Annotated in this window: 25 protein-coding genes and 1 riboswitch; of the genes, 10 read left to right on the top strand and 15 right to left on the bottom strand. The window is 38.0% G+C overall.

Annotated features, from left to right (window positions below; translation table 11 throughout):
- Positions 1–61: 61 nt before the first annotated feature.
- The 3 genes from AC1DRF_RS02550 to AC1DRF_RS02540 are packed head-to-tail and all read right to left on the bottom strand — an operon-like array spanning position 62 to position 2,654.
- The gene (locus AC1DRF_RS02550) at positions 62–847 is read right to left on the bottom strand and encodes an ABC transporter permease (RefSeq protein WP_097824787.1); all 786 of its coding nucleotides are present in this window, start codon (positions 845–847) and stop codon (positions 62–64) included.
- Between the two features lie 9 nt (positions 848–856).
- The gene (locus AC1DRF_RS02545; RefSeq protein WP_043977886.1) at positions 857–1,648 is read right to left on the bottom strand and encodes an ABC transporter permease; all 792 of its coding nucleotides are present in this window, start codon (positions 1,646–1,648) and stop codon (positions 857–859) included.
- Positions 1,641–2,654 (bottom strand): ABC transporter ATP-binding protein, encoded by a 1,014-nt coding sequence (locus AC1DRF_RS02540; protein WP_043977883.1) that lies wholly within the window; start codon positions 2,652–2,654, stop codon positions 1,641–1,643. The genes AC1DRF_RS02545 and AC1DRF_RS02540 overlap by 8 nt, the downstream gene beginning before the upstream one ends.
- Positions 2,655–2,856: 202 nt before the next feature.
- Here AC1DRF_RS02540 and AC1DRF_RS02535 point away from each other — a divergent pair, with 202 nt between their 5' ends.
- Entirely contained in the window at positions 2,857–4,155 is a 1,299-nt protein-coding gene (locus AC1DRF_RS02535; protein ID WP_114897219.1) for a glutamate-1-semialdehyde 2,1-aminomutase, read from the top strand.
- A 549-nt stretch (positions 4,156–4,704) separates the two neighbouring features.
- The gene (locus AC1DRF_RS02530) at positions 4,705–5,793 is read left to right on the top strand and encodes an FUSC family protein (RefSeq protein ID WP_013081550.1); all 1,089 of its coding nucleotides are present in this window, start codon (positions 4,705–4,707) and stop codon (positions 5,791–5,793) included.
- Positions 5,794–5,828: 35 nt separating this feature from the next.
- Here the strand turns inward: AC1DRF_RS02530 and AC1DRF_RS02525 are convergent, their stop codons facing one another.
- The 5 genes from AC1DRF_RS02525 to fabL all read right to left on the bottom strand — a co-directional run bounded on the left by AC1DRF_RS02525 (position 5,829) and on the right by fabL (position 10,072).
- Positions 5,829–7,580 carry an ABC transporter ATP-binding protein gene (locus tag AC1DRF_RS02525; protein ID WP_097824783.1) on the bottom strand — a complete coding sequence of 584 codons (1,752 nt, stop codon included), beginning with the start codon at positions 7,578–7,580 and terminating at the stop codon, positions 5,829–5,831.
- 169 nt (positions 7,581–7,749) lie between these two features.
- Positions 7,750–8,286, bottom strand: a complete 537-nt coding sequence (gene ntdP, locus AC1DRF_RS02520; RefSeq protein ID WP_013055163.1) for a nucleoside tri-diphosphate phosphatase — start codon at positions 8,284–8,286, stop codon at positions 7,750–7,752.
- Between the two features lie 195 nt (positions 8,287–8,481).
- Positions 8,482–8,742, bottom strand: coding sequence for a YgaB family protein (locus tag AC1DRF_RS02515; RefSeq protein WP_013081548.1), 261 nt, complete (start codon positions 8,740–8,742; stop codon positions 8,482–8,484).
- A gap of 189 nt (positions 8,743–8,931) precedes the next feature.
- Positions 8,932–9,225: a gamma-type small acid-soluble spore protein gene (locus tag AC1DRF_RS02510; protein WP_013081547.1), complete on the bottom strand. Its 294-nt coding sequence runs from the start codon at positions 9,223–9,225 to the stop codon at positions 8,932–8,934.
- Between the two features lie 97 nt (positions 9,226–9,322).
- Entirely contained in the window at positions 9,323–10,072 is a 750-nt protein-coding gene (gene fabL, locus AC1DRF_RS02505; protein WP_013055160.1) for an enoyl-[acyl-carrier-protein] reductase FabL, read from the bottom strand.
- 116 nt (positions 10,073–10,188) lie between these two features.
- On the opposite strand from fabL, the gene AC1DRF_RS02500 reads away from it, so the two are divergent.
- Complete coding sequence (locus AC1DRF_RS02500) at positions 10,189–10,413, top strand: hypothetical protein (protein ID WP_014461827.1); 225 nt, start codon at positions 10,189–10,191, stop codon at positions 10,411–10,413.
- 34 nt (positions 10,414–10,447) lie between these two features.
- Here the strand turns inward: AC1DRF_RS02500 and mutY are convergent, their stop codons facing one another.
- Positions 10,448–11,542, bottom strand: coding sequence for an A/G-specific adenine glycosylase (gene mutY / locus AC1DRF_RS02495; RefSeq protein WP_477740305.1), 1,095 nt, complete (start codon positions 11,540–11,542; stop codon positions 10,448–10,450).
- A gap of 239 nt (positions 11,543–11,781) precedes the next feature.
- On the opposite strand from mutY, the gene AC1DRF_RS02490 reads away from it, so the two are divergent.
- On the top strand, positions 11,782–12,762 hold the full coding sequence (locus AC1DRF_RS02490) for a metal-dependent hydrolase (RefSeq protein WP_074682687.1): 981 nt from the start codon (positions 11,782–11,784) through the stop codon (positions 12,760–12,762).
- Between the two features lie 63 nt (positions 12,763–12,825).
- Here the strand turns inward: AC1DRF_RS02490 and AC1DRF_RS02485 are convergent, their stop codons facing one another.
- Positions 12,826–13,095 carry a YfhJ family protein gene (locus tag AC1DRF_RS02485; protein ID WP_013055156.1) on the bottom strand — a complete coding sequence of 90 codons (270 nt, stop codon included), beginning with the start codon at positions 13,093–13,095 and terminating at the stop codon, positions 12,826–12,828.
- A 135-nt stretch (positions 13,096–13,230) separates the two neighbouring features.
- Between AC1DRF_RS02485 and AC1DRF_RS02480 the strand changes: the two genes are divergently transcribed.
- Positions 13,231–13,386, top strand: a complete 156-nt coding sequence (locus AC1DRF_RS02480; protein ID WP_016762865.1) for a small, acid-soluble spore protein K — start codon at positions 13,231–13,233, stop codon at positions 13,384–13,386.
- Between the two features lie 78 nt (positions 13,387–13,464).
- On the opposite strand, the gene AC1DRF_RS02475 is transcribed toward AC1DRF_RS02480, so the two are convergent.
- Positions 13,465–13,779 carry a YfhH family protein gene (locus tag AC1DRF_RS02475; RefSeq protein WP_013055154.1) on the bottom strand — a complete coding sequence of 105 codons (315 nt, stop codon included), beginning with the start codon at positions 13,777–13,779 and terminating at the stop codon, positions 13,465–13,467.
- 82 nt (positions 13,780–13,861) lie between these two features.
- Between AC1DRF_RS02475 and AC1DRF_RS02470 the strand changes: the two genes are divergently transcribed.
- The gene (locus AC1DRF_RS02470) at positions 13,862–14,515 is read left to right on the top strand and encodes an SDR family NAD(P)-dependent oxidoreductase (protein ID WP_427076809.1); all 654 of its coding nucleotides are present in this window, start codon (positions 13,862–13,864) and stop codon (positions 14,513–14,515) included.
- Positions 14,516–14,797: 282 nt separating this feature from the next.
- Here AC1DRF_RS02470 and recX read toward each other — a convergent pair whose 3' ends face one another.
- On the bottom strand, positions 14,798–15,607 hold the full coding sequence (gene recX / locus AC1DRF_RS02465) for a recombination regulator RecX (RefSeq protein WP_230184703.1): 810 nt from the start codon (positions 15,605–15,607) through the stop codon (positions 14,798–14,800).
- A gap of 97 nt (positions 15,608–15,704) precedes the next feature.
- Between recX and AC1DRF_RS02460 the strand changes: the two genes are divergently transcribed.
- From AC1DRF_RS02460 to AC1DRF_RS02445, 4 genes are all read left to right on the top strand, one after another.
- On the top strand, positions 15,705–16,607 hold the full coding sequence (locus AC1DRF_RS02460) for a TIGR01777 family oxidoreductase (RefSeq protein WP_427076810.1): 903 nt from the start codon (positions 15,705–15,707) through the stop codon (positions 16,605–16,607).
- Between the two features lie 61 nt (positions 16,608–16,668).
- Positions 16,669–17,796: an amidohydrolase gene (locus AC1DRF_RS02455; RefSeq protein WP_427076811.1), complete on the top strand. Its 1,128-nt coding sequence runs from the start codon at positions 16,669–16,671 to the stop codon at positions 17,794–17,796.
- 255 nt (positions 17,797–18,051) lie between these two features.
- Positions 18,052–18,612 carry a GNAT family N-acetyltransferase gene (locus AC1DRF_RS02450; RefSeq protein ID WP_013055149.1) on the top strand — a complete coding sequence of 187 codons (561 nt, stop codon included), beginning with the start codon at positions 18,052–18,054 and terminating at the stop codon, positions 18,610–18,612.
- 101 nt (positions 18,613–18,713) lie between these two features.
- A complete protein-coding gene (locus tag AC1DRF_RS02445; protein ID WP_013055148.1) occupies positions 18,714–18,830 on the top strand; it encodes a YfhE family protein in 117 nt (38 codons plus the stop codon).
- A 424-nt stretch (positions 18,831–19,254) separates the two neighbouring features.
- Here the strand turns inward: AC1DRF_RS02445 and AC1DRF_RS02440 are convergent, their stop codons facing one another.
- The 3 genes from AC1DRF_RS02440 to AC1DRF_RS02430 all read right to left on the bottom strand — a co-directional run bounded on the left by AC1DRF_RS02440 (position 19,255) and on the right by AC1DRF_RS02430 (position 24,869).
- Positions 19,255–21,396, bottom strand: a complete 2,142-nt coding sequence (locus tag AC1DRF_RS02440; RefSeq protein WP_477740304.1) for a cache domain-containing protein — start codon at positions 21,394–21,396, stop codon at positions 19,255–19,257.
- A gap of 332 nt (positions 21,397–21,728) precedes the next feature.
- The gene (locus tag AC1DRF_RS02435) at positions 21,729–23,081 is read right to left on the bottom strand and encodes an amino acid permease (RefSeq protein ID WP_477740303.1); all 1,353 of its coding nucleotides are present in this window, start codon (positions 23,079–23,081) and stop codon (positions 21,729–21,731) included.
- A gap of 158 nt (positions 23,082–23,239) precedes the next feature.
- Positions 23,240–23,320: riboswitch (glycine riboswitch) on the bottom strand.
- Positions 23,321–23,519: 199 nt separating this feature from the next.
- Positions 23,520–24,869 carry an FAD-binding oxidoreductase gene (locus AC1DRF_RS02430; RefSeq protein ID WP_477740302.1) on the bottom strand — a complete coding sequence of 450 codons (1,350 nt, stop codon included), beginning with the start codon at positions 24,867–24,869 and terminating at the stop codon, positions 23,520–23,522.
- Positions 24,870–25,035: the final 166 nt, after the last annotated feature.

Below are 25,035 nucleotides of genomic sequence, written 5' to 3'. Positions count from 1 at the left end.
CACTATACGCGCCTTCTTGTCCATTCATTACTACTCCGAAGCCACGAAAAAGAGCAGGCGTTTAATTGCCTGCTCCTCTGTATTTTTTGACACCTGTATTCCATAAGAAAATAGAGATTACAAAAAAGACGATTCCCATAACTGGGGTTAAAAATGCATATCCATACCATTCTGATCTTCCTAAGAAATAAGCAGCTGGATATACGCCTACAAATGCAAAAGGAAGAATCCACGTTAAAACATACCGGATGACATTATTATAAATATCTACAGGATACCTTCCGTAGTTTCCAATATTATAAATAGTAGGCATAATAGAGGTTCTGGCATCCGACCAGAAGCCTATGCTTGCTAAGGCGATGAAAATTCCTGCGTATACAAGCGCTCCTCCTAAAATAAATAATAGAAAAATAAAAACATCATACCACTGGAAATGAAGATGTAAAGAAGACGCAGCGTAAGCCATTACTGCAATCCCTGTGATACCACCAAACAATGATTCTAGTTCCAGCCGCTCCAAAATGACTTGAAACAAACTGTGAATCGGCCTCGTTAAAATTCGGTCCATTTCCCCTTTAACAATGTACCGCTCGTTGAAATCCCAAATGTTAAAGAAAGACGAAAAAATAGCAAAAGGGACCAAAAAGAAACCATAAATAAAGATAATTTCCTCTCGTGACCATCCGTGCAGCGACTGAGTATGTCCAAATACGACTAAAATAAAAATCAAATTAACTGTTTGAAACAATAAGTCTGAAATGATTTCAACTACCATGTCGGTGCGGTACTGAAGCCTTGTTTTCATATATTGACTAATGTACTGAAAGAAAATCGAAAAATAAAACATTTTCATAGACTACCCTCCTTGAATAACCATTTTTTTCTTCGCTATGTTCCACAAACATGCAATAGGGATAAATAGAAGTCCTGACCAAACTGCTTGTGTGATAAGAGCATTTATTACTTCCTGCCCTTTAAATCCATTTGTGAAAATCATGCTCGGAATATAACTAATGGCTTGAAAAGGGAAATAGCTCATAATATGTTGCGCCCAGAAAGGATAGAAGCTGATGGGCAGAAGAAGTCCTGAAAACAAATCAATAACAACGCGCTTCGCTCGAATGAGTCCATCATTGTTAAAGAGAAAGAAAGTCGTAATACCCGTTAATAAATTAATTTGTGTATTAATAATGAAACTAAAAATTAAAGACAGTCCAAAATAAAGCCATGTTGCTGCATTTGCTGAGAACTGTACTGGAAATAAAAACGCGACAATAATCATGCCGGGCACTGAGAAAAACAGCAGCCGAAAAATCCCTTCTCCCAGTCCTTGCATTGTTTTCATACCAAGGTAGCTATAAGGCTTAATTAACTCTACTGCCACTTTGCCATCTTTAATTTCCATTGCCATTTCACGGTCAATATTATTAAAATAAAAGGCTCTTGCCATCCATGAAACGGCTACATACGTTGTCATTTGGGTAATGGATAACCCTTGAATATTCTCTTTTCCTCCATAAATAGCGGACCATAAAAAGTAGTAAGCACCAATATTAATCGCATAAATCAATATTCCGCTGTAATAATTCGTCCGATACGCCAGCATCATTAAAAAGCGAATGCGTATCATCTCTATATATTTATCCATTCACAACACCTTCTTCATAAATGTTGCGGATAATTTCTTCCGTTGAAATTTCTTCAATGTTAATATCACTGATTTCATGCTTTGCCACCACTTTAGCAATCAGCTGCGACATCAAGTCCCCTTTATTTTGAAGCTGTGCTGTCCACAAATATTTTTGATCACCTTCAATCCAGTTAACAGGCATCCCTTGCGTCAATAGCTTCAACTGCTCGTTATTTGGCGCGGTTCCAAATTCAAACGTAACTTGTTTAAGGTCTCCCCAATTCGAACGCAGCTTTTGCAGCGATCCGTCATAAATAATACTGCCTTCATCCAGCATTACAACGCGTTCACATAAAGCTTCAATATCTGCTAAATCATGTGTCGTAAGCAAAATCGTCGTATTATATTTCTCATTAATTTCTTTTAAAAATTGGCGGATTTTTAATTTAACTAGTACATCTAAACCGATCGTTGGTTCATCTAAAAATAGAAGCGGCGGATTATGAATAAGAGCAGCAGCCAGCTCACAGCGCATTCTTTGACCTAGAGAAAGCTTTCGCACCGGCTTATCTAGCAGCGGTCCAATATCTAACGTTTGAATAACGTGCTCCATATGAGCGTTATAATCTTCATCTGACACTTTGTATACTTTTTTTAACAGGCGAAAAGATTCTTGTACGGCAATATCCCACCATAGCTGAGAGCGTTGACCAAAAACAACACCAATCGTTTGGGCAAACTTTTCTCTTTCCTTATGAGGATTCATTCCATTTACGGTAATGTCGCCTGAAGTAGGAGTTAAGATTCCTGTCAGCATTTTGATTGTGGTCGATTTCCCCGCTCCGTTTTCTCCTATATACCCTACCATTTCTCCTTGTTTTACGGTAAACGATATATCGTTCACAGCTTTCATGACTCTATAATTACGGGTAAATAGATCCCGGAATGCCCCTTTAAGCCCAGAGCGGCTAGAATAGGCTTTAAATTCTTTCCGAAGTTGATTCACCTCAATAGCATTTTTCATTGTATTCCCTCCGTTACGTCGACGTATTAGTGGTTTCTTTTATTGTTTCCGGCGCCCTTGCTAGCAACTCCTCCAAGAGACGAGGAACTATTTTCTAGCAGTTAGCTCACAAATTTCTATCATACACGTTCTCGAATGTTTTTCAAGAAACAAATAAGTTTGATAGAATAAAGAAGTTGAACTTTTCATTAGGAGGCATACTATGCAATTTACAAAATCAGAACAATTACACGCTGAAGCGCTCGAGCATATTGTAGGCGGCGTTAACAGCCCTTCACGTTCATATAAAGCCGTAGGAGGCGGAGCGCCTATTGCAATGGAGAAGGCAAACGGAGCTTATTTCTGGGATGTTGATGGAAATAAATATATTGACTATTTAGCAGCTTACGGTCCTATTATTACGGGACACGCTCATCCTCATATCACGAAAGCTATTACAAAAGCAGCTGAAACGGGTGTTCTTTACGGTACGCCAACTGCTCATGAAGTCACATTTGCTAAAATGCTCAAAGAAGCGATGCCCGCATTAGATAAAGTGCGCTTCGTCAACTCTGGAACAGAAGCCGTTATGACAACGATCCGTGTAGCACGCGCTTATACTGGACGCGATAAAATTATTAAATTTGCAGGTTGCTACCACGGCCATTCTGACCTTGTATTAGTAGCAGCTGGATCTGGTCCTTCTACACTCGGCACTCCTGACTCTGCTGGTGTACCAAAAAGTATCGCTAACGAAGTCATCACAGTTCCTTTTAACGACATTGAGCCTTACAAGGAAGCATTAGAAAAATGGGGCGATCAGATTGCAGCTGTTTTAGTAGAACCAATCGTTGGAAACTTCGGAATTGTTGAGCCGGAACCTGGCTTTTTAGAACAAGTTAATGAATTAACTCACGAAGCTGGAGCACTTGTTATTTACGATGAAGTTATTACAGCGTTTCGCTTTATGTACGGTGGAGCTCAAGATTTACTTGGTGTAAAACCTGATCTCACTGCATTTGGAAAAATCATCGGCGGCGGCCTTCCAATCGGAGCTTACGGCGGTAAAAAAGAAATCATGGAAAAAGTGGCGCCGCTTGGACCCGCTTATCAAGCAGGTACAATGGCAGGAAACCCAGCTTCTATTCTTTCTGGGATTGCTTGCCTAGAAGTACTAAAGCAAGAAGGTGTTTATGAACAGTTGGATAAGCTAGGGGCGATGCTCGAAGAAGGTATTTTAAAACATGCTCGTACATATAACATGCCGATCACTATCAATCGATTGAAAGGCGCTCTTACTCTCTACTTTACAACAGAAACGGTCAAAAACTATGAACAAGCAGAAAATACAGACGGCGAACTATTTGCACGCTTCTTTAAACTAATGCTCCACCAAGGTGTCAACTTAGCTCCTTCGAAATATGAAGCATGGTTCCTTACTACAGCTCATACAGAACAAGATATTACCGACACATTAGAAGCAGTCGAAAAAGCATTTAAACAATTAAGTGAAGAACGTTAATTCTTATTCTAAAGAGGCTGAGATAAAAGGATTTTAGACGAAGTGAAAAACGAACCATTGATCAAGATGTTTGATTAGTGGTTCGTTTTTTTTGTTAGGGTAAACGTAGGTTTCATGTGTATAGATCTTTCTAGCAGTTGATTGAAGGGCAAGTCGAAGACTGCTGCGGAAATCAACTGCTGTGTCACAAGCGGTTCAGCTCATGTATCCCATTTGTTCGTCTTTAGATTGGATTTATTTCGTTATGTCTCGACCTCTTTTTCGTTTTACCTTCGGGTTTTCTTATAGAACATTCCCACCTTTCATAACCATTTCTTACGCGTCATCTCCTTTTTGTCAGCCTGTCGAAAAATCCCGAGAAATACCCTTATTTTTCTGCTTGTTTTCTCTTGATATCCATTCTTAAACCTTGTATAGTATGTTATTGTTTATATTATTTCCAACAGGTTATGTAATAAAGAAGGATTGATTTTTGCAATTTATCATTTGTTTTGGGGAACATTCTTCATAACGAAAAAACTTTTTTACAGAAAGGAACTACGAACGCACATGAAACTTGGTGCCCGCATCTTAAAAACGGGAATTGCCATTACACTTTCATTGTTATTAGGTGAATTTCTAAGTTTACCATCTCCAATATTTGCGGCAATTGCGGCAGTTTTTGCAATTCAACCGTCTATTTACAGATCTTATTTAACAATATTGGAGCAAATACAGGCGAATGTGATTGGAGCTGCTTCTGCAGTTTGTTTTGGACTTATTTTTGGTACCCATCCCATCATTATTGGTTTTACCGCTGTTGTTGTCATTGCAGTCAACTTAAAATTACGTATTAATAATACAATTGGGCTTGCGCTTGTGACAGTAATTGCAATCATGGAAAATCCAGGAGATAATTTCGTTGAATATGCACTTATACGCTTTGGTACAGTGTTACTTGGGGTATTCTCAGCATTTATTGTCAATCTTATTTTTATTCCGCCAAAGTATGAAACAAGATTGTATTATAAAATTGTAAGCACAACGGAAGAAATTATTAAATGGATTCGCATGAATCTTTATCACGCATCTGAGCACACATTGTTAAAAGAAGACATTGAAAAAATGAAAGACAATGTGGCTAAAATGAATCAAATCTTTGATTTTTACAAAGAAGAACGCACTTATTCAACCAAAAAACGTTTTGTTAAGTCACGCAAGCTCGTTTTATTTCGTCAAATGATTACCGTAACAACACGAGCTCTTACAACCTTGAAACTACTTCACCGAGTGGAAAATGATCTTCAAGTCATGCCGCAGCAATTTCAAGATTTAATCAAATCTGAAGTTGAGTGCCTGTTAATGTATCATGAGCAAGTATTATTAAAATTCATTGGGAAATTACGCGTACAGCCAACCACTACTGTACCAAACGAAGCCTGCGTTGGAAAACGAGCTTTAATCGATAAATTTATGCAGTACAAAATATACGATAATGATGAAGAGAATAAGGTTATTTATCATATCTTCCCTTTAATTTCTGTCATCATTGAGTATAGTGAAGAGTTAGAGCATCTTGATAAGCTGATTGATACGTTCCAAAACTATCACAAGGATGCTAACTCATTTGATATTAATCATCAGCGACAAGAAGATTAAAAACACCACCTATTGTTAGACAATAGGTGGTGTTTTTAAATTGTATCAAGCTGCTGAACGTTAAAGAGCTGATAGTAATGACCTTTTTTCTTAATTAACTCCTCATGAGAACCTCGTTCGACTACCCTTCCATTTTCTAAAAGTACAATTTCATCAACATGAGTAATTGTAGATAAACGATGGGCTACAATGAAAGTCGTACGGTCTTTTGCTAGTTCAGCTAATGCTTCTTGAATATAGTGCTCACTTTCCAAATCTAGAGCTGAAGTGGCTTCATCAAAAATAAGAATAGCTGGATTTTTTAAAAATACGCGCGAAATGGAAATACGCTGCTTCTGTCCCCCTGATAGCTTCATTCCCCGCTCTCCCACTTTTGTATCATATCCTTCGGGCAAATTCATAATAAAATCGTGGGCATTTGCGGCTTTTGCCGCAGCAATTACTTCTTCATCTGTCGCTCCTGGCTTTCCAAGCAGTATATTGTTTTTAACCGTGTCACTAAACAACACCGTATCTTGCAGGACGATTCCAATCTTATCTCGCAGGCTGCGTACTTTATAGGTTTTGATATCAATGTTATCAATGAGAATTTTACCCTCTGTCACATCATAAAAGCGCGGAATTAAGCTGATAAGCGTGGATTTCCCTCCTCCGCTCATTCCAACAAACGCAACGGATTTTCCTTTTTCTACATCTAAATTAATATCATGAATCACAGGTTTTTCTTCTTCTTCATAAGCAAATGAAACGTGCTCAAACTGCACCTTTCCATGAAGCTCAGTACATTCTTTTGCATCTTTCTTGTCTGTAATATCGTATTCTTCATCAATGAACTCAAACACCCGGTCCATAGATGCAACAGACTGCGTGAGCGTAGTCGATGAATTGACCAAGCGGCGAAGCGGATTATACAAGCGGTCAATATAGGCCACAAATGCTACCATCGTTCCTACGCTAAGACTTTCTGTGATGACTTGATATCCAGCAAATGTAATCACGATTAAAGGTGCCAAATCGGTAATGGTATTCACTACTGCAAATGTTTTTGCATTCCAATTCGTATGATTGATTGCTTTTTGTAGAAAATTTGAATTTTGCTTATCAAATTGCTTCTGTTCATGAGGCTCAATAGCAAAGCTGCGAATAACAGAGATCCCTTGAACCCTTTCATGTAAATGCCCCTGCACTTCCGCTAAAGCCTGCGAACGGACTCTTGTTAAATGGCGAAGACGACTGTAGAAATATTTTACAGAGAACGCATAAACCGGCAGCAAAATAATCGACACCAGTGTTAAAGGTACATTCATCGTAAACATAATCACAATGGCTATTACAATCGTCATCATATCAAGCCATACGTTCATTAAACCTGTGATAACAAAGTTTTTTGTTTGCTCTACATCATTAATGACTCGTGAAATCACTTCACCCGCTCGCGTATTTGCATAATAACGTAAGCTAAGCTTTTGAATATGGCTAAACAGCTGATCCCGTATATCATATAGTACTTTGCTCGATACCCACTGAGCATAATACTGCCTGTAATATTCAATGGGAGGTCTTAACACTAAAAATACAACAAACGAAATCCCCATAATCGTCACCATTTTATGAACTTTTTCAGAGGAGGACATGCCATGTCCATTTACGATATCGTCCAAAACATATTTCAAAAGCAGCGGAATCAATAAAGGAATAGCAAATTTAATAATACCAATTAATACAGTGCCGACAATTTGCCATTTGTATGGCTGTACAAACTTCATGTAGCGTCTTATACTTCCCATAAAATCTCCCCTTTCTATCTATGAGGGCAAGCTTTCTTAGTATATGTACACGCGTCGATTTTTTAGTGCTTTTATCTCTTCTAAAAGATGGTGAGCATAACGCCAAAAAGAACATTATATCAAACAGTCAGCTTTAGACGGCCTAACATAATGTTCTCTAGATCATTCATCAAGAATGCCGATATGTTAAAAAACGCTCATACCAAATGTCAATGAAATCTGGAGCAAACGGGCCTTTTCGCTGTCGAATCCAACCTTTTAACTCCTCGACGTGATTATGTAAAATACGGTCAATCACTTCTGGATAATTCATTTCTTTTCGATGCTTCTCATATTCATCTTCATCAAGAAGGGTGTATGTCATATCTGGATAGACTTTGATATCTAAATCATAATCAATATATTTGAGCGCTTCATTGTCATCATAAATGAACGGCGAACTGATATTGCAGTAATAATAGATTCCATCTTCACGGATCATCCCAATGACGTTAAACCACTGCTGAGCATGAAAATAACAAATTGCAGGCTCTCTTGTGACCCATGTTCGTCCATCTGATTCTGTAACGACTGTACGATCATTTCCTCCAATCACTAAGTTATTGGTTGCTTTTAATACGGTTGTCCGATCCCATACGCGATGAATATGTCCATTATGCTTGTAGCTGTGTATTTGAATTGTTTCTCCTTCCACCGGAATTCCCATCTCCAATACCTACTTTCATTTTAGCACTTAAAAAAATTCATATAACGTCTCCATTTGTCTTATGTTTATTATAACGGTTTCTCTCTCATTTTAACACAAATGTGCTAACCTTCTTGAGTTCAAAAAAGTCACTCCCCCTACTTTTCCTTTGCTTGGCAGCCTTAAAAAAGAGAGGAAGTGACACATCAATGTTCATTAAGCAAGTGTAGAGCAAGCCCCTTCACTTTTATATGTACGAATAATATCTTCGGTTTGTGCTTCAAACGTCAATTGAATCTCTTTTAATTTTAGTTTCATTTCACTAATTTCATCTTGCACAGAATGAAGTTTTGCTTCTTCATGAAGTTTTATTAGTTCACCTTCGATTTCCTGACAGCGCTCAATCTCAGACTGCAAAAACAGAAGTTGATCCATGGTCTCCAATTGTTGAGTCACTAGCTGATCAAATTTTTTCATACGATAGCTCCTCCCTATTTGCTTTAACCATACACGCGGCACTTCTGTTAACATTCTGTTTAGGTGAGACAGATTCCTTTGACGAGTTGTGTAAAGTTTCAAGAAGTTTTGTCATACTTTGTTGCTTTTCATATAAGAAAAAGCGAACTTAACATCGCCGTATGAAAGACGTTAAGTTCGCTTTTGGTATTAACCTTGGTATTTACCAGAGTTTTGGTTTTTCTTTGCTTCAGCTTGTGCGTTTTGTTGTCTCACTTCTTGAGCACTTGTTTCGCTAGCAAATTCAGTACCGAAGTTGTTTTTAGATGCTTGAGCATTTTGGCTTTTGTTTGCCGCTGCTTGAGCATTTTGTTGTTTCACTTCTTGTACATTTGTTTCGCTACCAAATTCAGTACCGAAGTTGTTTTTAGATGCTTGAGCATTTTGTTGTTTCACGTGTTGTGTGCTTGTACCAGATGCTGTTTTGTTTGTTTGTTTTGCCATTGTAATCACCTCCACGAAAATTAATATGCCCGGGAGGTAAATAGGGTATGCAAACTTTTTTCAGTATTTTAAGGCGCGAGCACAAAACACATTTACCTTACATTAAAAGTGAACGCCCTCCGTCAATAATAAGCGTTTGACCGCAAATCATATTTGCTTGATCGGACACTAAGAACATAACTGCATCTACCATGTCTTTTGGCTCCACCATACGACCAGCTGGAGTATGCTTGCGTGCATCATCTAGAAGCTCATCGCGATTTGGGAAATGTTTTAATGCCTCTGTATCCACAGCCCCTCCAGATACAGCATTTACCACAATATTCTTTGGAGCCAGCTCCACTGCTAAATAGCGGGTCAACGCTTCTACAGCAGCTTTTGACACGCCTACTGTTGTATAATTTTCTAAGTAGCGAATAGACCCAAGCGAACTGATGGTAACAATCTTTCCTCCGCCTACTTTTTCCATACGTTTAGCCGCTTCTTGTGCACAGAATAAATATCCTTTGCTGTTAATATCCATTGTCCAGTTCCAGTGAGTTTCTTCCAATTCCATAATAGGACGTAGAACTCCTGACGCTGCATTACTTACAAATACGTCTAAGCGACCGAATACTTCATCAATTTGCTCAAACATTTCTTTAATTTTTTCTACTTTTCCTACGTTTGCTTTAACAACTAATGCTTCTCTGCCTAGTGCTTTGATTTCTTCTGCTACTTCCTGCGCTGCACTTTTGCTTCGTGCATAGTTTAATACAATGTCGTATCCTTCTTTAGCCAGACGTAAGGCAATTTCTTTACCAATACCTCTGCTGCTTCCCGTAACTAGTGCTACCTTTTGTGACATGATGTCATCTCCCTTATGTATCGTATTATCTTTACATTGTACTGATTTTATCGCATAAGAAACAAGTAATATAGGGAAAATAGATAAAACTTGATGAAATGAACGAGGTGAATAGAATGTATGTAGGTAGAGACATGACGGCTCTTTCAATGATTTCTAAAAGCGAGTGGAAAGACAGCGAGCTTGCGTTTTTTCATCACTCTTTACAGCAAATGACGCCGTATTTAAATGCTGAAGGACAAAGTATTCATCAGCAAATTATTAAAGAAATTGAAGCACGGGGCGGGCTACAGCGCCACGAAGCAGATTACACACACGGCACGCATGTATCATATGATTAAATAAAAAGAAGCGCGGAGTTTATCCACGCTTCTTTTATTTAACAAGTAAATATTCTTTTAAGATTTTTTGATGGGAAACAGGAAATGCATATTGTTCTAAATCTTTTTCAGAAACCACTTTCAAATTTTTCAATGCACTGATATCACTTGCAAGCTCTGCTTCATATACTGTGATGTTCCAGACGATATGAGAAAACAAGTGCTGAATTGTGGTAAACGGCGCATGAATTTTAATATCGGCTCCGTACTCATTTTGAATAAATGCCTGAAGCTGCTGATGATCTGGCGCTATACTAAGATCGACTTCTATATTTGGAAATTCCCATAGGTTAGCTAAAAGTCCTTTGCTTGGACGTTTATGAATCAGATAATTTCCGTCCTCGTCTCTAATCACCGCTGCAGCAAGCTGAAGAGCACGCGGCGCTTTTTTCTTTGATTTGACAGGAAGCTCATTCTGCACTCCTTCTGCAAACGCGCGGCAGTGTTCGCGAACTGGACATAACAAACAGGAAGGAGAAGTTGGCGTACAGACAATGGCACCAAGTTCCATCATGCCTTGATTGAAATAGGAAGGATTATCTTTTGAAATAATTTCATGCACAATATCTTCAAACAGCTTTCTTGTTTTCGGTTTTGCAATATCATCCCAAACGGATAAAATGCGCGATAGCACACGCATGACATTTCCATCTACAGCAGGCTGCGGCACTCCGTATGCAATACTTAAAATGGCTCCTGTTGTATAAGGGCCTACTCCTTTTAGTTTAGAGATTTCTGCTGGCGTATTTGGAACTTCTCCCCCGTATTGTTCGTGAACTTCTCGAACGGCGGTTTGTAAATTACGGGCACGGGAATAATAGCCTAATCCTTCCCACGCTTTTAACACATCATCTTCATTCGCATAAGCTAAATCTTTAATAGTGGGAAATTTGCTAATAAAATTATTAAAATACGGAATGACCGTATCTACTCTCGTTTGTTGAAGCATAATTTCAGATACCCACACTTTATAAGGGTCCTGATCTTGACGCCAAGGTAGAATGCGCTGTTCCTGCTCAAACCAAGAGATTAAGTCATCTTGAAATGCTCGAATATCGAAATTTTGTACAATATCTTTACTTTGTTTCACGTCATAGCCTCCGAGGTATTAACTATACATATACAATGTGTTGCTTTTTGAATCTTAGTAACTTTATGATAACCTTATAACAACTACAAATATGAATAGTAAAATGAATTGTTCAAATAATGAATAAAAACAGCTAATTTGCTGTGTTAGTAATAAAGCGAGATTTTTCGCCCTAAATCCAGCTTCCATGCTGAATTAGGATAATCTAAGATTGTCATTTTACAAAGGAGGAGTTCGCTCTGGATACTGGTACACACATTGCAATGGGAATCGCTTTAGGCGGCCTTGCAACATTAGACCCCACTGTATCTGCGAATACAGCCACAATGGATGCTGTAATGATTGGCGTAATGGCCGGGTCATTAGCACCTGATTTAGACACTGTTTTAAAGTTGCGAAACAATGCACAGTATATCCGCAATCACCGTGGAATTACACATTCTATTCCGGCTGTTATTTTATGGCCTTTGCTTATCGTGCTCATTCTTTCGCTTCTGCTGCCAGGAGCTAACTTGCTGCATCTCTGGATGTGGACCTTTGCAGGCGTCATTATTCACGTTTTTGTTGATATCTTTAACGCTTATGGCACGCAAGCTTTACGGCCTTTCACAAATAAATGGATTGCGCTTGGCGTAATCAACACGTTTGATTACGTGATTTTCTCAGCTCACGTACTTGCGATTTTAATCTGGTTTATTGGAGCAGAACCAGGACCAACATTTATTACGCTGTATGTGTTATTGGCATTTTACTATGGATTGCGCTTTTATATGCGCCACCAAATTGCCAAGAAGCTTCGAAAACAGTTTCCTGATGTTATCAAGCTCAATATCTCTCCTACGCTGCGTTTCACTCACTGGCACTTAGCTGTGACGACCGAAAAGTATTTTCATGTAGGAAGAGCAATCGGAGAAGAAATTTTTATTTATGATACGTTTGATAAAGTTCCAATTCCCGAATCAGCCGTAATTGAAGTAGCGAAAAAAGATGAAAATTTATCTGCTTTTCTTTCATTTTCACCTATTTATAGATGGGAACTGGATGAATATAACGACCACATTGAAGTGCGCTTTATTGATTTACGCTACCGCAGCAAGGACTACTATCCATTTGTAGCCGTAGTTCAGCTTGATTACGATTTAAATATCATTTGTTCGTACACAGGTTGGATTTTCAGTGAGAAAAAATTGCGTAAAAAGCTTGATTATCTCCCACACTAATCATAACAAGAACAAATATGAAACCCAAAAACGAACCGTCTGCTCAAGACGGTTCGTTTTTATTTAATGTTTTAAATAGTCATCGTTATTTAATAAATGCTGATATTTAGGGTTTTTAACCGCGATTTCATGAAGTTTGTCTCCGTAGCTGTTGATATACATCGTAACAACCTTTTCCGTCGCTTCTTTACCTTTATAATCATATCCGGCTTTTGCGTAAGATGACTCAAAATCTTCCCAGAAAAGCTCGACCCACGTGCGTGCTTGAGCATATGAGAGCGAACTGTTTTTATTTAAGAGCTGATTCGTTAATCTTTCAAATATATCGTTCATAAGAACACCTCGATTACCAAAATTCTTTATGAGTATGTTTGCACTTTTAACTTACACTATAAATGCGGAGTTATTCACTCCCTCATGTACTATATCATAACCGCAACGCTTTCTGTTGTAAAAGGAGAGGTATCGATGCGCAATAAAGCAAAAGATTTTACAAACCAACATCATACTAAGCTTGAAGGCGAACCTCGAGCAAAAGCTGAGTACGCTTCAAAACGTGCAAATGGAACTATTAACACGCATCCTCAAGAACGTATGCATGCTTCTAATGAGCGCGAAGAATAACCGCTTGCTTTACGTTTAAAAATAGAGTGAATATAGAAATCAAACAAGCAGCACACTTCGTGCTGCTTGTTCATCCCTTTATTTTTTCAACATAGAAATAGGCAGTGCCTCTTCGTTTTGCGGTGAGCCAAGCCTAAATCCCCACGCAAAAACTCCGTTCATATAATCAATTTTAAAATATGAACCCGGATCTCCTTGAATTTCATATACTTCCCCTGCTTTAAACGTTTCGGGATCCAATAAATATGACCTAGCCATTGTTACTTTTCTTTCTAATACTGCATACTCATTGACCATGCCAAGCTGTTCAGCTTTTCGTGCTTTTTCTTGAAGAGACCCAATTTCTTGTTGAAGTTCATACGTCGTCATATCGCTGTAACGTTTTTCAGACATGCTGTTTTCCCCCTTGTTTGCTTTCATTTTATTATAACAAAAGGTATAACTAAAGGGAGACTATGAAAAGGGAGTTTTGGGAATGAAAACAGTGCTAATCACGGGCGGTGCGACGGGTCTTGGAAAAGAACTCGCTAAATTTTACGCAAAAGACTACAACGTCATTCTGGCTGGACGCAATCACCATAAATTAAAAGAGGCGCAGCATGAGCTAGGAGACAACGTATATACGATGTCTGTAGATATTACAAAATATGAAGAAGTAGGAAAATCTGTAGAAAAACTGCTGATGAACCATTCAGTAGATATCCTTATCAACAATGCAGGCATTGGACATTTTGGTTCTTTGACCGATTATACAAAACAAGCCATTGATGAAGTCATCGATACAAATGTAAAAGGAACTATTTTTTTAACACAAGCGCTTATGCCTCATCTCTTGACGAGACCTGAACCTAAAGTTATGAATATCATTTCAACTGCAGGACTTCGCGGGAAAGCTAATGAAAGCGTCTATGTAGCAAGTAAGTTTGGCGTAAGGGGATTTACAGAAAGTTTAAAAGTGGAGTATCAAGATACCAACCTTCATGTGATTGCAGCTTACATGGGAGGCATGAATACTCCTTTTTGGGATCATAACAATCACATTAAAGATAAAAGCCGATTGCGCTCGGCTTCCGAAATTGCTGAGATTATTTATAAACAGCAGAATGACTTGGAAGATATTTTGTTTTAAAAAAATTGAAACATAACTGCATCAATCTAATCTAAAGATAAACACATTGTATAAATGATCTTATAGGAATTGCTTATGACACGGCGGTTGATTTCCGTGCAGGACTTCGCTTTCCGCAGGAGTCTTCGTCTTGCCCTCCAATCATCAACCGCTAGAAGCAGCTAAATACATGAAGTTTACGTTTACCATCACAATAAAAAATCCGAACGAGTTGGATTCTCMATCAAGAATCTCGATTCATCGTTCGGATTTCTCTTCAACTAACATACTTTTGTCCCGCCTTTATTCCTCTTCAATGGAATCTAGAAATGATTGAATTTGGTCAATAGAGAATCCTTTTCTATAAAGAGCCTGCTTCATTTTTTGCTGATATTCCCAGCCTTCATACTTTGAAAAACGACGATGAGCTTTCATTCCTTGGTATTGCAGAGCCTCCCATGCCTCACCGCTTTCTTTTTCTGTATTGGTGCGCTGAAATGCTTCTTGAATAATAGAAAATGAATAGCCCTTCACTGCCAATGCTTGTTCCATTTTTTGTTTCATCATTACTTGAGATAATTTTTTATATTTCCCTTTTAACTTTTCAATTAATTTCACAGCAGTTTGAATTTGCTGTTCTTCGGGGTATTCACATAAACTAAGGGTAATAATGGAATCAGAAATTCCCTTTTCTTTTAATTCTCTTTGAATCACATTTGGTCCTTTTGATGTCGTGTTCATTTGAGTTAACACGAATGCTTTTGCAAACTCTTCATCATTTAAATAACGGTGGCTGACTAATTTCTGAATAACTTGTTGAATAATAGTAGAGTTAATTTCTTTTTTCTTTAAATAATCATGTACCTCTTTTTCAGAGCGCATTCGATAAGATAAGTAAGTGATTGCTAAATTATAAGCTTTTTTCTCATCATCTGCGTACTGAATTTCCGTTAATTCAAATTCATCAAGCTCACGACCTTTTTTCAAGTCATATTTGATGAGGACATTTTCGTCAACACCAAAGCCAAACTCTTCACCTTTACCATAATCTAAATACACATTATAACGTTCACCGCTATTCTTTTGCGTTGTGATCTTTGTGACAACAGGCATACACCTTCACCTCATATTTCTTATTAAATTAATGGCTGAAGAACCGCCAAACGTATCATACACATTTTTATTTATCTCAACAAAGGAGGAAGTTCGTATGAAAATTGTTATTGCTGGAGGAACTGGATTCGTAGGTAAAGCTTTAACAAAACATTTTTTAACACAAAAACATTATGTATATATTTTAACACGCAATGCAGATAAAGCTGCAAGAGATCCGAAACTTAAATATGTAGAGTGGATGCAAGAAAACAGCCAACCTGAAGAGCATGTAGAAGACGCAGACGTTTTTATCAATTTAGCTGGCGTTTCACTTAACAGCGGCCGCTGGACGGACGAGCGCAAAAAAGCCATTGTGGAAAGTCGCCTTTCTTCTACTCAAGAAATCCTTCGTATTATGGCTGCCTTACCCGAAAAACCGTCCCTGTATGTAAATGCAAGTGCGGTTGGTTATTACGGGACATCGACTACAGAAACGTTCACAGAAGCTTCTCCATCCATCGGCACAGACTTTTTAGCTGAAACGGTAAAAAAGTGGGAAAATGAAGCGCTAAAAGCGACGGAACTCAATATTCGTACTGTTTTAACAAGGTTCGGCGTTATATTAGGCAAAGATGGCGGGGCACTCCCTTCTACCGCCCTTCCTTATAAATTATTTGCAGGAGGGACAGTTGGTTCGGGAGAGCAGTGGATGTCTTGGGTGCATCTTCAAGACGTCGTCAAAATTATTGATTATTGTATTCATACCGAACAAATAGAAGGACCTGTTAATGTAACTGCCCCAAATCCTGTTCAAATGAAAGAGTTTGGAAAGACGATTGGAAAAGTGTTAAATCGTCCTCACTGGATGCCCGTACCTAGCTTTGGCCTTCAGCTGCTGATGGGAGAAATGAGTATGATTATTTTGAAAGGACAGCGTGTTTTACCTGAAAAATTGATTCAACAGAATTACATTTTTACATATACTGTATTAGAAGATGCATTGCGAGATTTACTCTAGTTATTTTCTGATATTTACCTAAAACAGGTGACTAAGCTGCCGATAGATAGGAGCATCCTTTATGAAAACCATTCTCTTGAAAAATGCAACGCTCTATCCTATTACGTCAAAACCTATTTATAATAATGATGTGCTCATTCAAGACGGAAAAATTGTTTTGATTGGATCAAACTTGCAGCCTCCTCTTCAAGTAGAAGTCATTGACTGCAAACAGCGCTATTTATTCCCTGGATTTATTGATGTTCATACACATCTAGGACTATATGATGAAGGAACCGGCTGGGCCGGAAATGATGCTAACGAAACAATCGAGCCTATGACTCCCCATATCCGAGCTTTTGACAGCGTACATCCTTTAGATCCTGGGTTTAAAGATGCCATTGAAGCGGGTATTACGTCTGTACACATTATGCCTGGAAGTGCAAATGTGATCGGAGGCACAACATCCGTTATTAAAACAGCCGGAACAAGTATTTCTCAAATGTTGATTCAAGAGACAGCTGGACTTAAGATTGCGCTAGGAGAAAATCCAAAACGAATCCACAGCCATGGCAATAAAGAATCCATTACACGAATGGGTATTATGGGGATGCTGAGAGAAGCCTTTTATCATGCAAAAAGCAGTGACAATAAAGATGATTTGCGAATTAAACCACTCATCCAAGCGCTGAATAGAAAGATTCCCGTTCGAATTCATGCTCACCGAGCCGATGATATTCTATCAGCTCTGCGCTTAGCAGATGAATTTAATTTAGACGTTCGTATTGAACACTGTACAGAAGGTCACTTAATTGCTAAAGAGCTAGGTGGAAGAAACTTAAAAGTAAGCGTGGGACCAACTTTAACACGGCGCTCAAAGGTTGAACTGAAGAATAAAACGTGGAAAACCTATCAAGCTCTCTGCAATGAAGGAGTAGAAGTTTCCATTACAACAGACCACCCTTATACGCCCATTCAGTACTTAAATATTTGTGCATCCATTGCCGTACGTGAAGGGCTCGAAGAACAAAAAGCATTAGAAGGCATCACGATTGCTGCTGCTCGAAATCTTCGTATTGATCAGCGAATCGGCAGTATCGAAGCAGGAAAAGACGCTGATTTGGTGCTATGGAGCCATCATCCTTTTCACTACTTAGCAAAGCCTATTTTCACCATGATAAATGGTAAAATATTATTTAAAAAAAATTAACATTTTACCTATTTTCTTTTTTAATTTTTTTTAGTATGATACGTTTAGAAGCATGTGAATTTCACAAAAGCATAAACATCACACGTTGACTTTTTATGTTTGTTGACTTGTAATGGGAAGGCAAATGGTGCGCCACCAGGTAACTGGTTCTAGTGGGTTCGATTCCCACCCCGAAATTTTTTTAATTATTAAAAAATTTCGAGGGTGGGGACTTGATTGGAGTCTGTATATACCCTCGATCAGGAGGGAAAAGTTATGTTAAAAAAACGTGACCTAAATGACTGTCAATCTCTATACGAACTCATGGTACATCCTGATGTCTTCCCTTTTGTTCGTCATAAAGCCCATTCCTATGAAGAATTTTTATTTGTGACTAAACAAACGATGGAAGCAGAAGATCATGGAGAAATTATTTCTCGCACGATTTTAGACGAATGGGGTAACCCTATCGGCACCATTAATTTATTTGATGTACAGGACCAAGCTGGCTTTTTAGGCACTTGGCTTGGCAAACCGTTTCATGGAAAAGGATATAATCAAATTGCAAAAGAAGCGTTCTTTAATGAACTGTTCTTTGAGTTAAATATAGAACGAATTTTTATGCGAATTCGCAAAATTAATATTAGGTCTATTAAGGCTGCAGAAAAACTGCCTTATGCAGTACTTGCGAATGAAACACACAAAGCTTTATACGATGAAATTAATCAACATGAAGACGTATATGATTTATACGAAATTCCAAAAGACTTGTATACATTATACTACTTGCGTCACGAACAAGACGTTCAAGAAGATCACCAGCTTAAAGAAGCGTAAGAGTCTCTCCGTGTAACGGAGAGCTTTTTTTATGATTAAAAACGAGAGATTCTGGAAAAAATAAGTAGCATGATCGAAAAACGTTAATTGGAGGTTTTTTTATGTCTGAAAAAAAACGAAAAGAAAACGCAAAAAATACGTTAAGTAGCGCTCAAGAAATCTATTACGGCCGCGAGTTTAAAAAAGCAGACCGTGCAGGCGGCTACACGAAAAAATAAGTGAGGCAAAACATCTCTATCCAACGCTTGATCATCTCAACGTCCTTTCTGTACAGTTTGTATCGGAAGGACGTTTTTATATTATGTAGACATAATAATACGAAGATTTTATAGATGTTATTGAAGTTTTTTTACAACTCTACTATATCCACAAAGTTTACCCACAATTATGTGGATAATGTGTATAACTTTACTGAACATGCATATTACCGCTTTCATAACTTGAAATAACAGTGGGTAATTTTTATGTAAATTTTCTGAAAAAATGTGAATAGTGTGGATAAAGTTGTGAATATCCTATATAATTCAGCAGTTAACTTCTTGTTAACCTGTGGATATCTTCTTTAGTACTTCATTGATTTTAGTACCATCAAGGCTTTCGATATATTATAAGTATAATAATAAAAAGTAGGGGAAACTTCCCCTACTTTTTTATGATTGGAAACAATATATCCACACTTGTTCCTTTATCTAACTGACTAGAAAACGTCATCTGAGCGTGATGAGCTTTAATAATCCGATAGCTGACCATCAATCCTAAACCTGTACCTTTTTCTTTTGTACTATAAAAAGGCTCACCTATCTTTGCTAACCGTTCAGGAGGAATACCTTGTCCTTCATCAGCAAGCTGCAGCCAAAGGTGGTTTTCTTTTACTTTAATCGTAATATGAATAGCTCCTCCTTCAGGCATTGCTTCGATAGAATTTTTAATAATATTAATGAATACTTGTTTTAACTGATTTTTATCTCCATACACCTTTGGTAACTGGTCGTCTCTTTCAAATATGAAAGCTACTTCCTTTTCTACTGCTTCAGGTTCAAGAAGTGAGCACACTTCTTGAACAAGCGCTTGCATATTCAAAGATTCAACCTTCATTACCTGAGGTTTTCCTAACATCAAAAATTCTTCTACGATTCCATTCATTCGTTCTAATTCAGTTTCCATGATATCTATATACAAAGCATCTTTAGGATGTTGTTCTTTTAATAAGTGAACAAAACCTTTTAAAGAAGTTAAAGGATTTTTGATTTCATGAGCCACTCCAGCTGCAAGTTCTCCTACCACKGCTAGCTTCTCAGAAGTTCTAAGCTTCTCTTCTGCCTTTTTACGCTCCGTAATATCCGTCGATACACACAGCATTTGAATCACTTCCTGTTTTTCATTCATGATAGGAAGTTTTGCTGTTTCGACCCAGCGCCGGTTTCCTTTCGAATCTTTAAACTGTTCTTCTAATACCATTCCTTTTTGGGTACAGTTTGAAAACGCCCCTTTATATAAAAGATCTGATTGAAGGTTGAACTGATATTTATCAATTGATTGTCCAATTAAGTCATCAGATTTTTCACCTAAGAGCATTGCAAAAGATTCATTAACGAGAATGAATTCCCTTTTTTGATTGATAGCATAAATATAGCTTGGATTAATGTCAATAACTTGTCTTAAAAACGTTTTTTGTTCCTGCAGCTGATTTTCTTTTTGCTGTAAATTCGCTTTAGAATGGCGTATATAGCTAATCATTTCATTAAACTGTTTAGATAAAATACCGATTTCGCCCCGCTCAATTTCTCGTTCCGGAATTTTTTGATTAAAATTCCCGCGCGCTACTTGGCCCGCCAATTCATATAGTTTATGAATTGGATTCACAATTTGCCTTGCATATAACGCAGTAAAAAAAGAAAGCAGTAAAATCGTAACCCCTGAAACGATCCAAAGCGTTTTTTCAAACATTTCATAAGGCCTGTAAATTTCTTCAACGGGTAATTCAGCGACAATTCCCCAATCCAAAACAGGAATATATTCGAAAGACGCAAAGAAATACTTACCTTCGGTGTTCACAACGCGCTGATATCCTGATTTATGATTCATCGTTTTCTGAACGATTTCGTTTTTCTTAGCATTTTCACCGATTCTCTGTTTCTCTGGGTGGGAAATAATTCTACCATTGCGGTCTACAATAAATGTATAGCCGTTCTCTCCTATATCAAACGTTTGAAAGATAGATTGAAAACTTTTATTTTCTTCAATTCGCAGCGCTAAATTTACAACCTTTTTTACATTGTGCTGCCCATCCAAAATAGGAATCGCCATCACCACAATGTAGTGCTTTGTATCTGCTGAAACGACATCGCTTAAATATATTTTTTTGGTTCGCAGCGCTTCTTGAAAATATTTTCTTTTACTTAAGTTCACATGTTTCATATTCTTTAAATCATTCGGGTAATAATGCTCAACATACCCTTTTACATTAAAAATGGTTCCGCTATCGATATACGGTGAAATATTAACTATTTTTTGCAATTCTTTGTCTATTTCTTGTTCATCATCCGATAAAAAAATAGGATCTTGCTGTACCTCGTCGCCTAGGCTCCAAATATCTTTAATGACGACGTTAATTTGCTCTTTCATTCTCTTGACGGTTTTATCAGTTACCTGCCGATATTGATCTTGAGAAATATTAGGCAGCATCACTCTTGAAACAATAAACATTAGCGTCAGTACGGTACAAATAAGAAGCACATTAATCGTGAAGATTTTCCAAAACGTATGAGATTTAAACCATTTCATGTTTGTTCACCTTAATCTAATGAAGTCTACCTCCATTGTACTGCAAAATGAAAACTTTTCCATATAAATGACGGAATTCCATCTTTAGACACAGAAGAAAAGCAATTTGTTCTACATTCCTATCAGAAAACTACGAGCTTTCTCACTGTGTTTTCTGTTAGAACAAATTTTTAGTTTTCTTCTATAAACTTTGCTTCCTGCATTTTATTCATGCAGGAGAAATCAATTATTTATTCTCCACTAAAAAGACCTCATCACGGAGTGATGAGGTCAGAAATTTACTATATTCTTTTATAAAAAATCATGTTTGTTCCCTGCTGATTTTCTAGCCTTTAAAGATTTATTTTCTTTTTCCTTCTAGTCCAGTAAAAAATAAATAAGAGAATAAACCAAACGGGCGTCAACAATAAGGCTGGGCGCGTCGCGTCAGAAAACAGCATAATAACAAGAATCACCGCAAACAAAGCTAACACAACATAGTTTATGAATGGTGTTAACGGTGCTTTGAATACTGATGCTGCATGCAGCTGCGGACGCGTCTTTTTATACCTTAGATGGCAAATGAGAATGATACTCCACACCCAAATAAAACAAATAGCGCTAATGGTCGTGACGATGCCGAAAGCTTGGTCTGGTATAAGCTTGCTTAAAAGAGCTCCCGCTGAGATGACCAGCGTAGATACGAACAATCCGTTGCTTGGTACGTGGTTTTTGTTCAGTTTTGCAAACTTAGATGGCCCTTGGTCATTTTTACTTAAATTATATAAGATACGGCTTGTTGAAAACATTCCGCTATTACAGGCAGAAGCGGCTGAAGTTAGTACAACAAAATTAATAATTCCAGCAGCAAGCGGAATTCCGACTAAACTAAAGGTTTTAACAAATGGGCTTTCTGCTGCATTTAATTCCATCCACGGGTTAATAAACAACAGAACGATAAGCGCTCCAACATAGAAAAATAAGATTCGCAGCGGAATTTTATTAATGGCCGATGGAATATTTTTTTGGGGGTTTGATGTTTCTGCTGCCGATACCCCTACCAATTCAACCCCGACGTATGCAAATATAACCATTTGGAATGAAAGTAAGAAACCTGAAACCCCATTTGGAAACAGCCCTCCATGATTCCAAAGGTTTTGAACAGTAACAGATCCCGCATCTGTTTTAAATCCCATTACCAGCAAAATAACGCCAATAATAATTAATGCAAGAATCGTAATAACCTTTATTAAAGCAAACCAAAACTCTAATTCTCCAAATAATTTTACGGTTAATAAGTTAAGACCTAATAAAATGATTACACAAATAAGTGCCGGAATCCACTGAGGAATATTGAACCAATATTTCACATATACGCCAACTGCAATCACATCAGCCATAGCTGTCATAATCCAGCAAAACCAGTAGGTCCATCCCGTTACAAATGACGCCCATGGTCCAAGATACTCTTCAGCAATATCAGTTAACGATTGATAACCTGCTTTAGACAGCAGTAGTTCTCCTAGCGCTCTCATCACAAAAAAAAGCGCAATACCAACAATTAAATAAGCAAAGATGATAGAGGGACCTGCAAGCTGTATTGCTTTACCAGAACCTAAAAACAAGCCCGTACCAATGGTTCCCCCAATCGCAATTAGCTGAACATGACGATTGGATAAATCCCTCTTTAATTCTCGTTGTTCCAACTCTAACTCCTCCTAACAATAAAACCTTTGATGCGATCGTGCGGACTACAAATAAAGTCCAATAAAAAAAGAGATTGGATGCGCTCCAATCTCATGGTCATAAGAATAACAAATATTAAGGTACATGCTACCAATTAGTAACATGCCAAATAAATATCCGGTACTCTTCTGTCCTTTTGCCTGAGATTGTGAACCCTTCGGCGTCGCGAAACTATCGCGATCTCTCCAGAAGCTGCTCCTGCTATAGTGTGATCCATAGCAATCATAGCTTTCTACGTATTAAATTTTTCAATCAATAGAATGACTGTCGAATAGTTGTTTATTCTAATACCAGTTGGATACTTTGTCAACAGGAAAGATTACTTTCATTTATTTACCTTCTTCGAAAAAAGGTAATCGAACATTTTCAATCGTCAACTTAGTATCCTTTTCCTCACGCTACCTGAGTCCTTGCGCGAACCTGAACACATTAAACGGATCGTACTTTTTGTTCACTCTTTCTAATCTCTCTGCGTTGTCTCCAAAATACTCATGCTCGTAGTTTCTAAGGTTACTGATAGGGAAATTCACATAGGAGCCTATCGTAATACTTTTAATATATTCAAATCGCTTGCGAAGCCAATCTCTGTTTGCTCTTGCAAATACATCTTCTGTCCATACAGACTGAAACCCCATAATATATCTGGCGTTTCTGTAGAAAAAAGCCGTTTCTCTTTTACCAACACTGCGGATTTCTCCTCCTAGTGCATAAAAAGAAATCGCGGCATAAACGGACCCTTCTGCCGGACGCTGTATGAGATCTGTAAGATTTTCAAGCTCACCACGTGAATAGCTTCTGTGCACAAATCTTCCCGTTGACTTAAATTTTTCAGACGGAGGATAGGTTGCCTCTATTTTTTTTACCGCTTCAAGAAAAGATAATGATTCCAGCTCTACTCGAAACCCTTCTACTTCTGCAAAAGGCTGCAAAATCTTCCGAGCTCTTTCTGGGGAGCCGTAAAAGAATCCGTTTGCAAATATGCCTAACCCTTCTCCTTCTGCATTATAAAAGCTTGCAACTAGCGTCATACGTTTGTCCAGTTCGGGCAGCCAGTTTTGCCATATATTCATCACTTGTGTCTGCTTTTCTTTTGTAGTACCTACATAAAAGAATCGAACGAGCGTCACAGAGTTGTTCGTTGGCTTTGGAAGCTGAAACGTCATGCTTACTACAACGCCAAAGTTACCGCCACCGGCACCGCGGCATGCCCAAAAAAGATCAGCTTTACACGATTCGTTTGCTTTGATGAGCCTTCCTTCATAATTGACTAATTCTAGCTCTATCAAGCTGTCGCATCCTAACCCGTAAAGTCTGCTCGAAAGTCCCCAGCCTCCTCCGAGCGTAAAGCCCGACACGCCAACAGTCGGACACGTTCCTCCTGGAAACACATATCCGTTCGAACCGATGAAATCATACACTTCCGTATTTTTCGCTCCTGCTTCCATCTTTAAAATGTTCCGTTTTTTATCTAATTTCAACCTATTTAATCGACTAATATCAATGACTAATACACARTCACCTGTAGAATATCCTTCATAATGATGACCGCCAGATCGAATACGAATCTCAACACGATGCTTGCGCGCCCAGCGGATCGCATTCACAACATCCTGCTTTTTTTCACAGTACACAATCACAAGCGGAAATTTATCAATAGCGCGATTCCATTCCTGACGAGCCTCCTCATAAATGGGATCTTTTGGCGTTACCGCTTCTCCCGTAAGCCCTTTTAAAAACATTGAGTCCATCTGACCTCTGCTCCTTTATACATACTTTTTAGTAGTTTTATTAATATAGTATTATCGATGTGGTTAAAGGTTTGGGTTTTGGGATAGAGTTTGCGTTTATTATTTGTATAAAAGACGTCATTATAGTTTTTCTTAAAGGCATTAACCCTCTTATGTAATCTCTCTT

The sequence above is a fragment of the Priestia sp. P5_B4 genome, assembly GCF_056400385.1.
The sequence above is the reverse complement of the archived record's forward strand: the minus strand, read 5'-3'. Positions and strand labels throughout refer to the sequence as shown.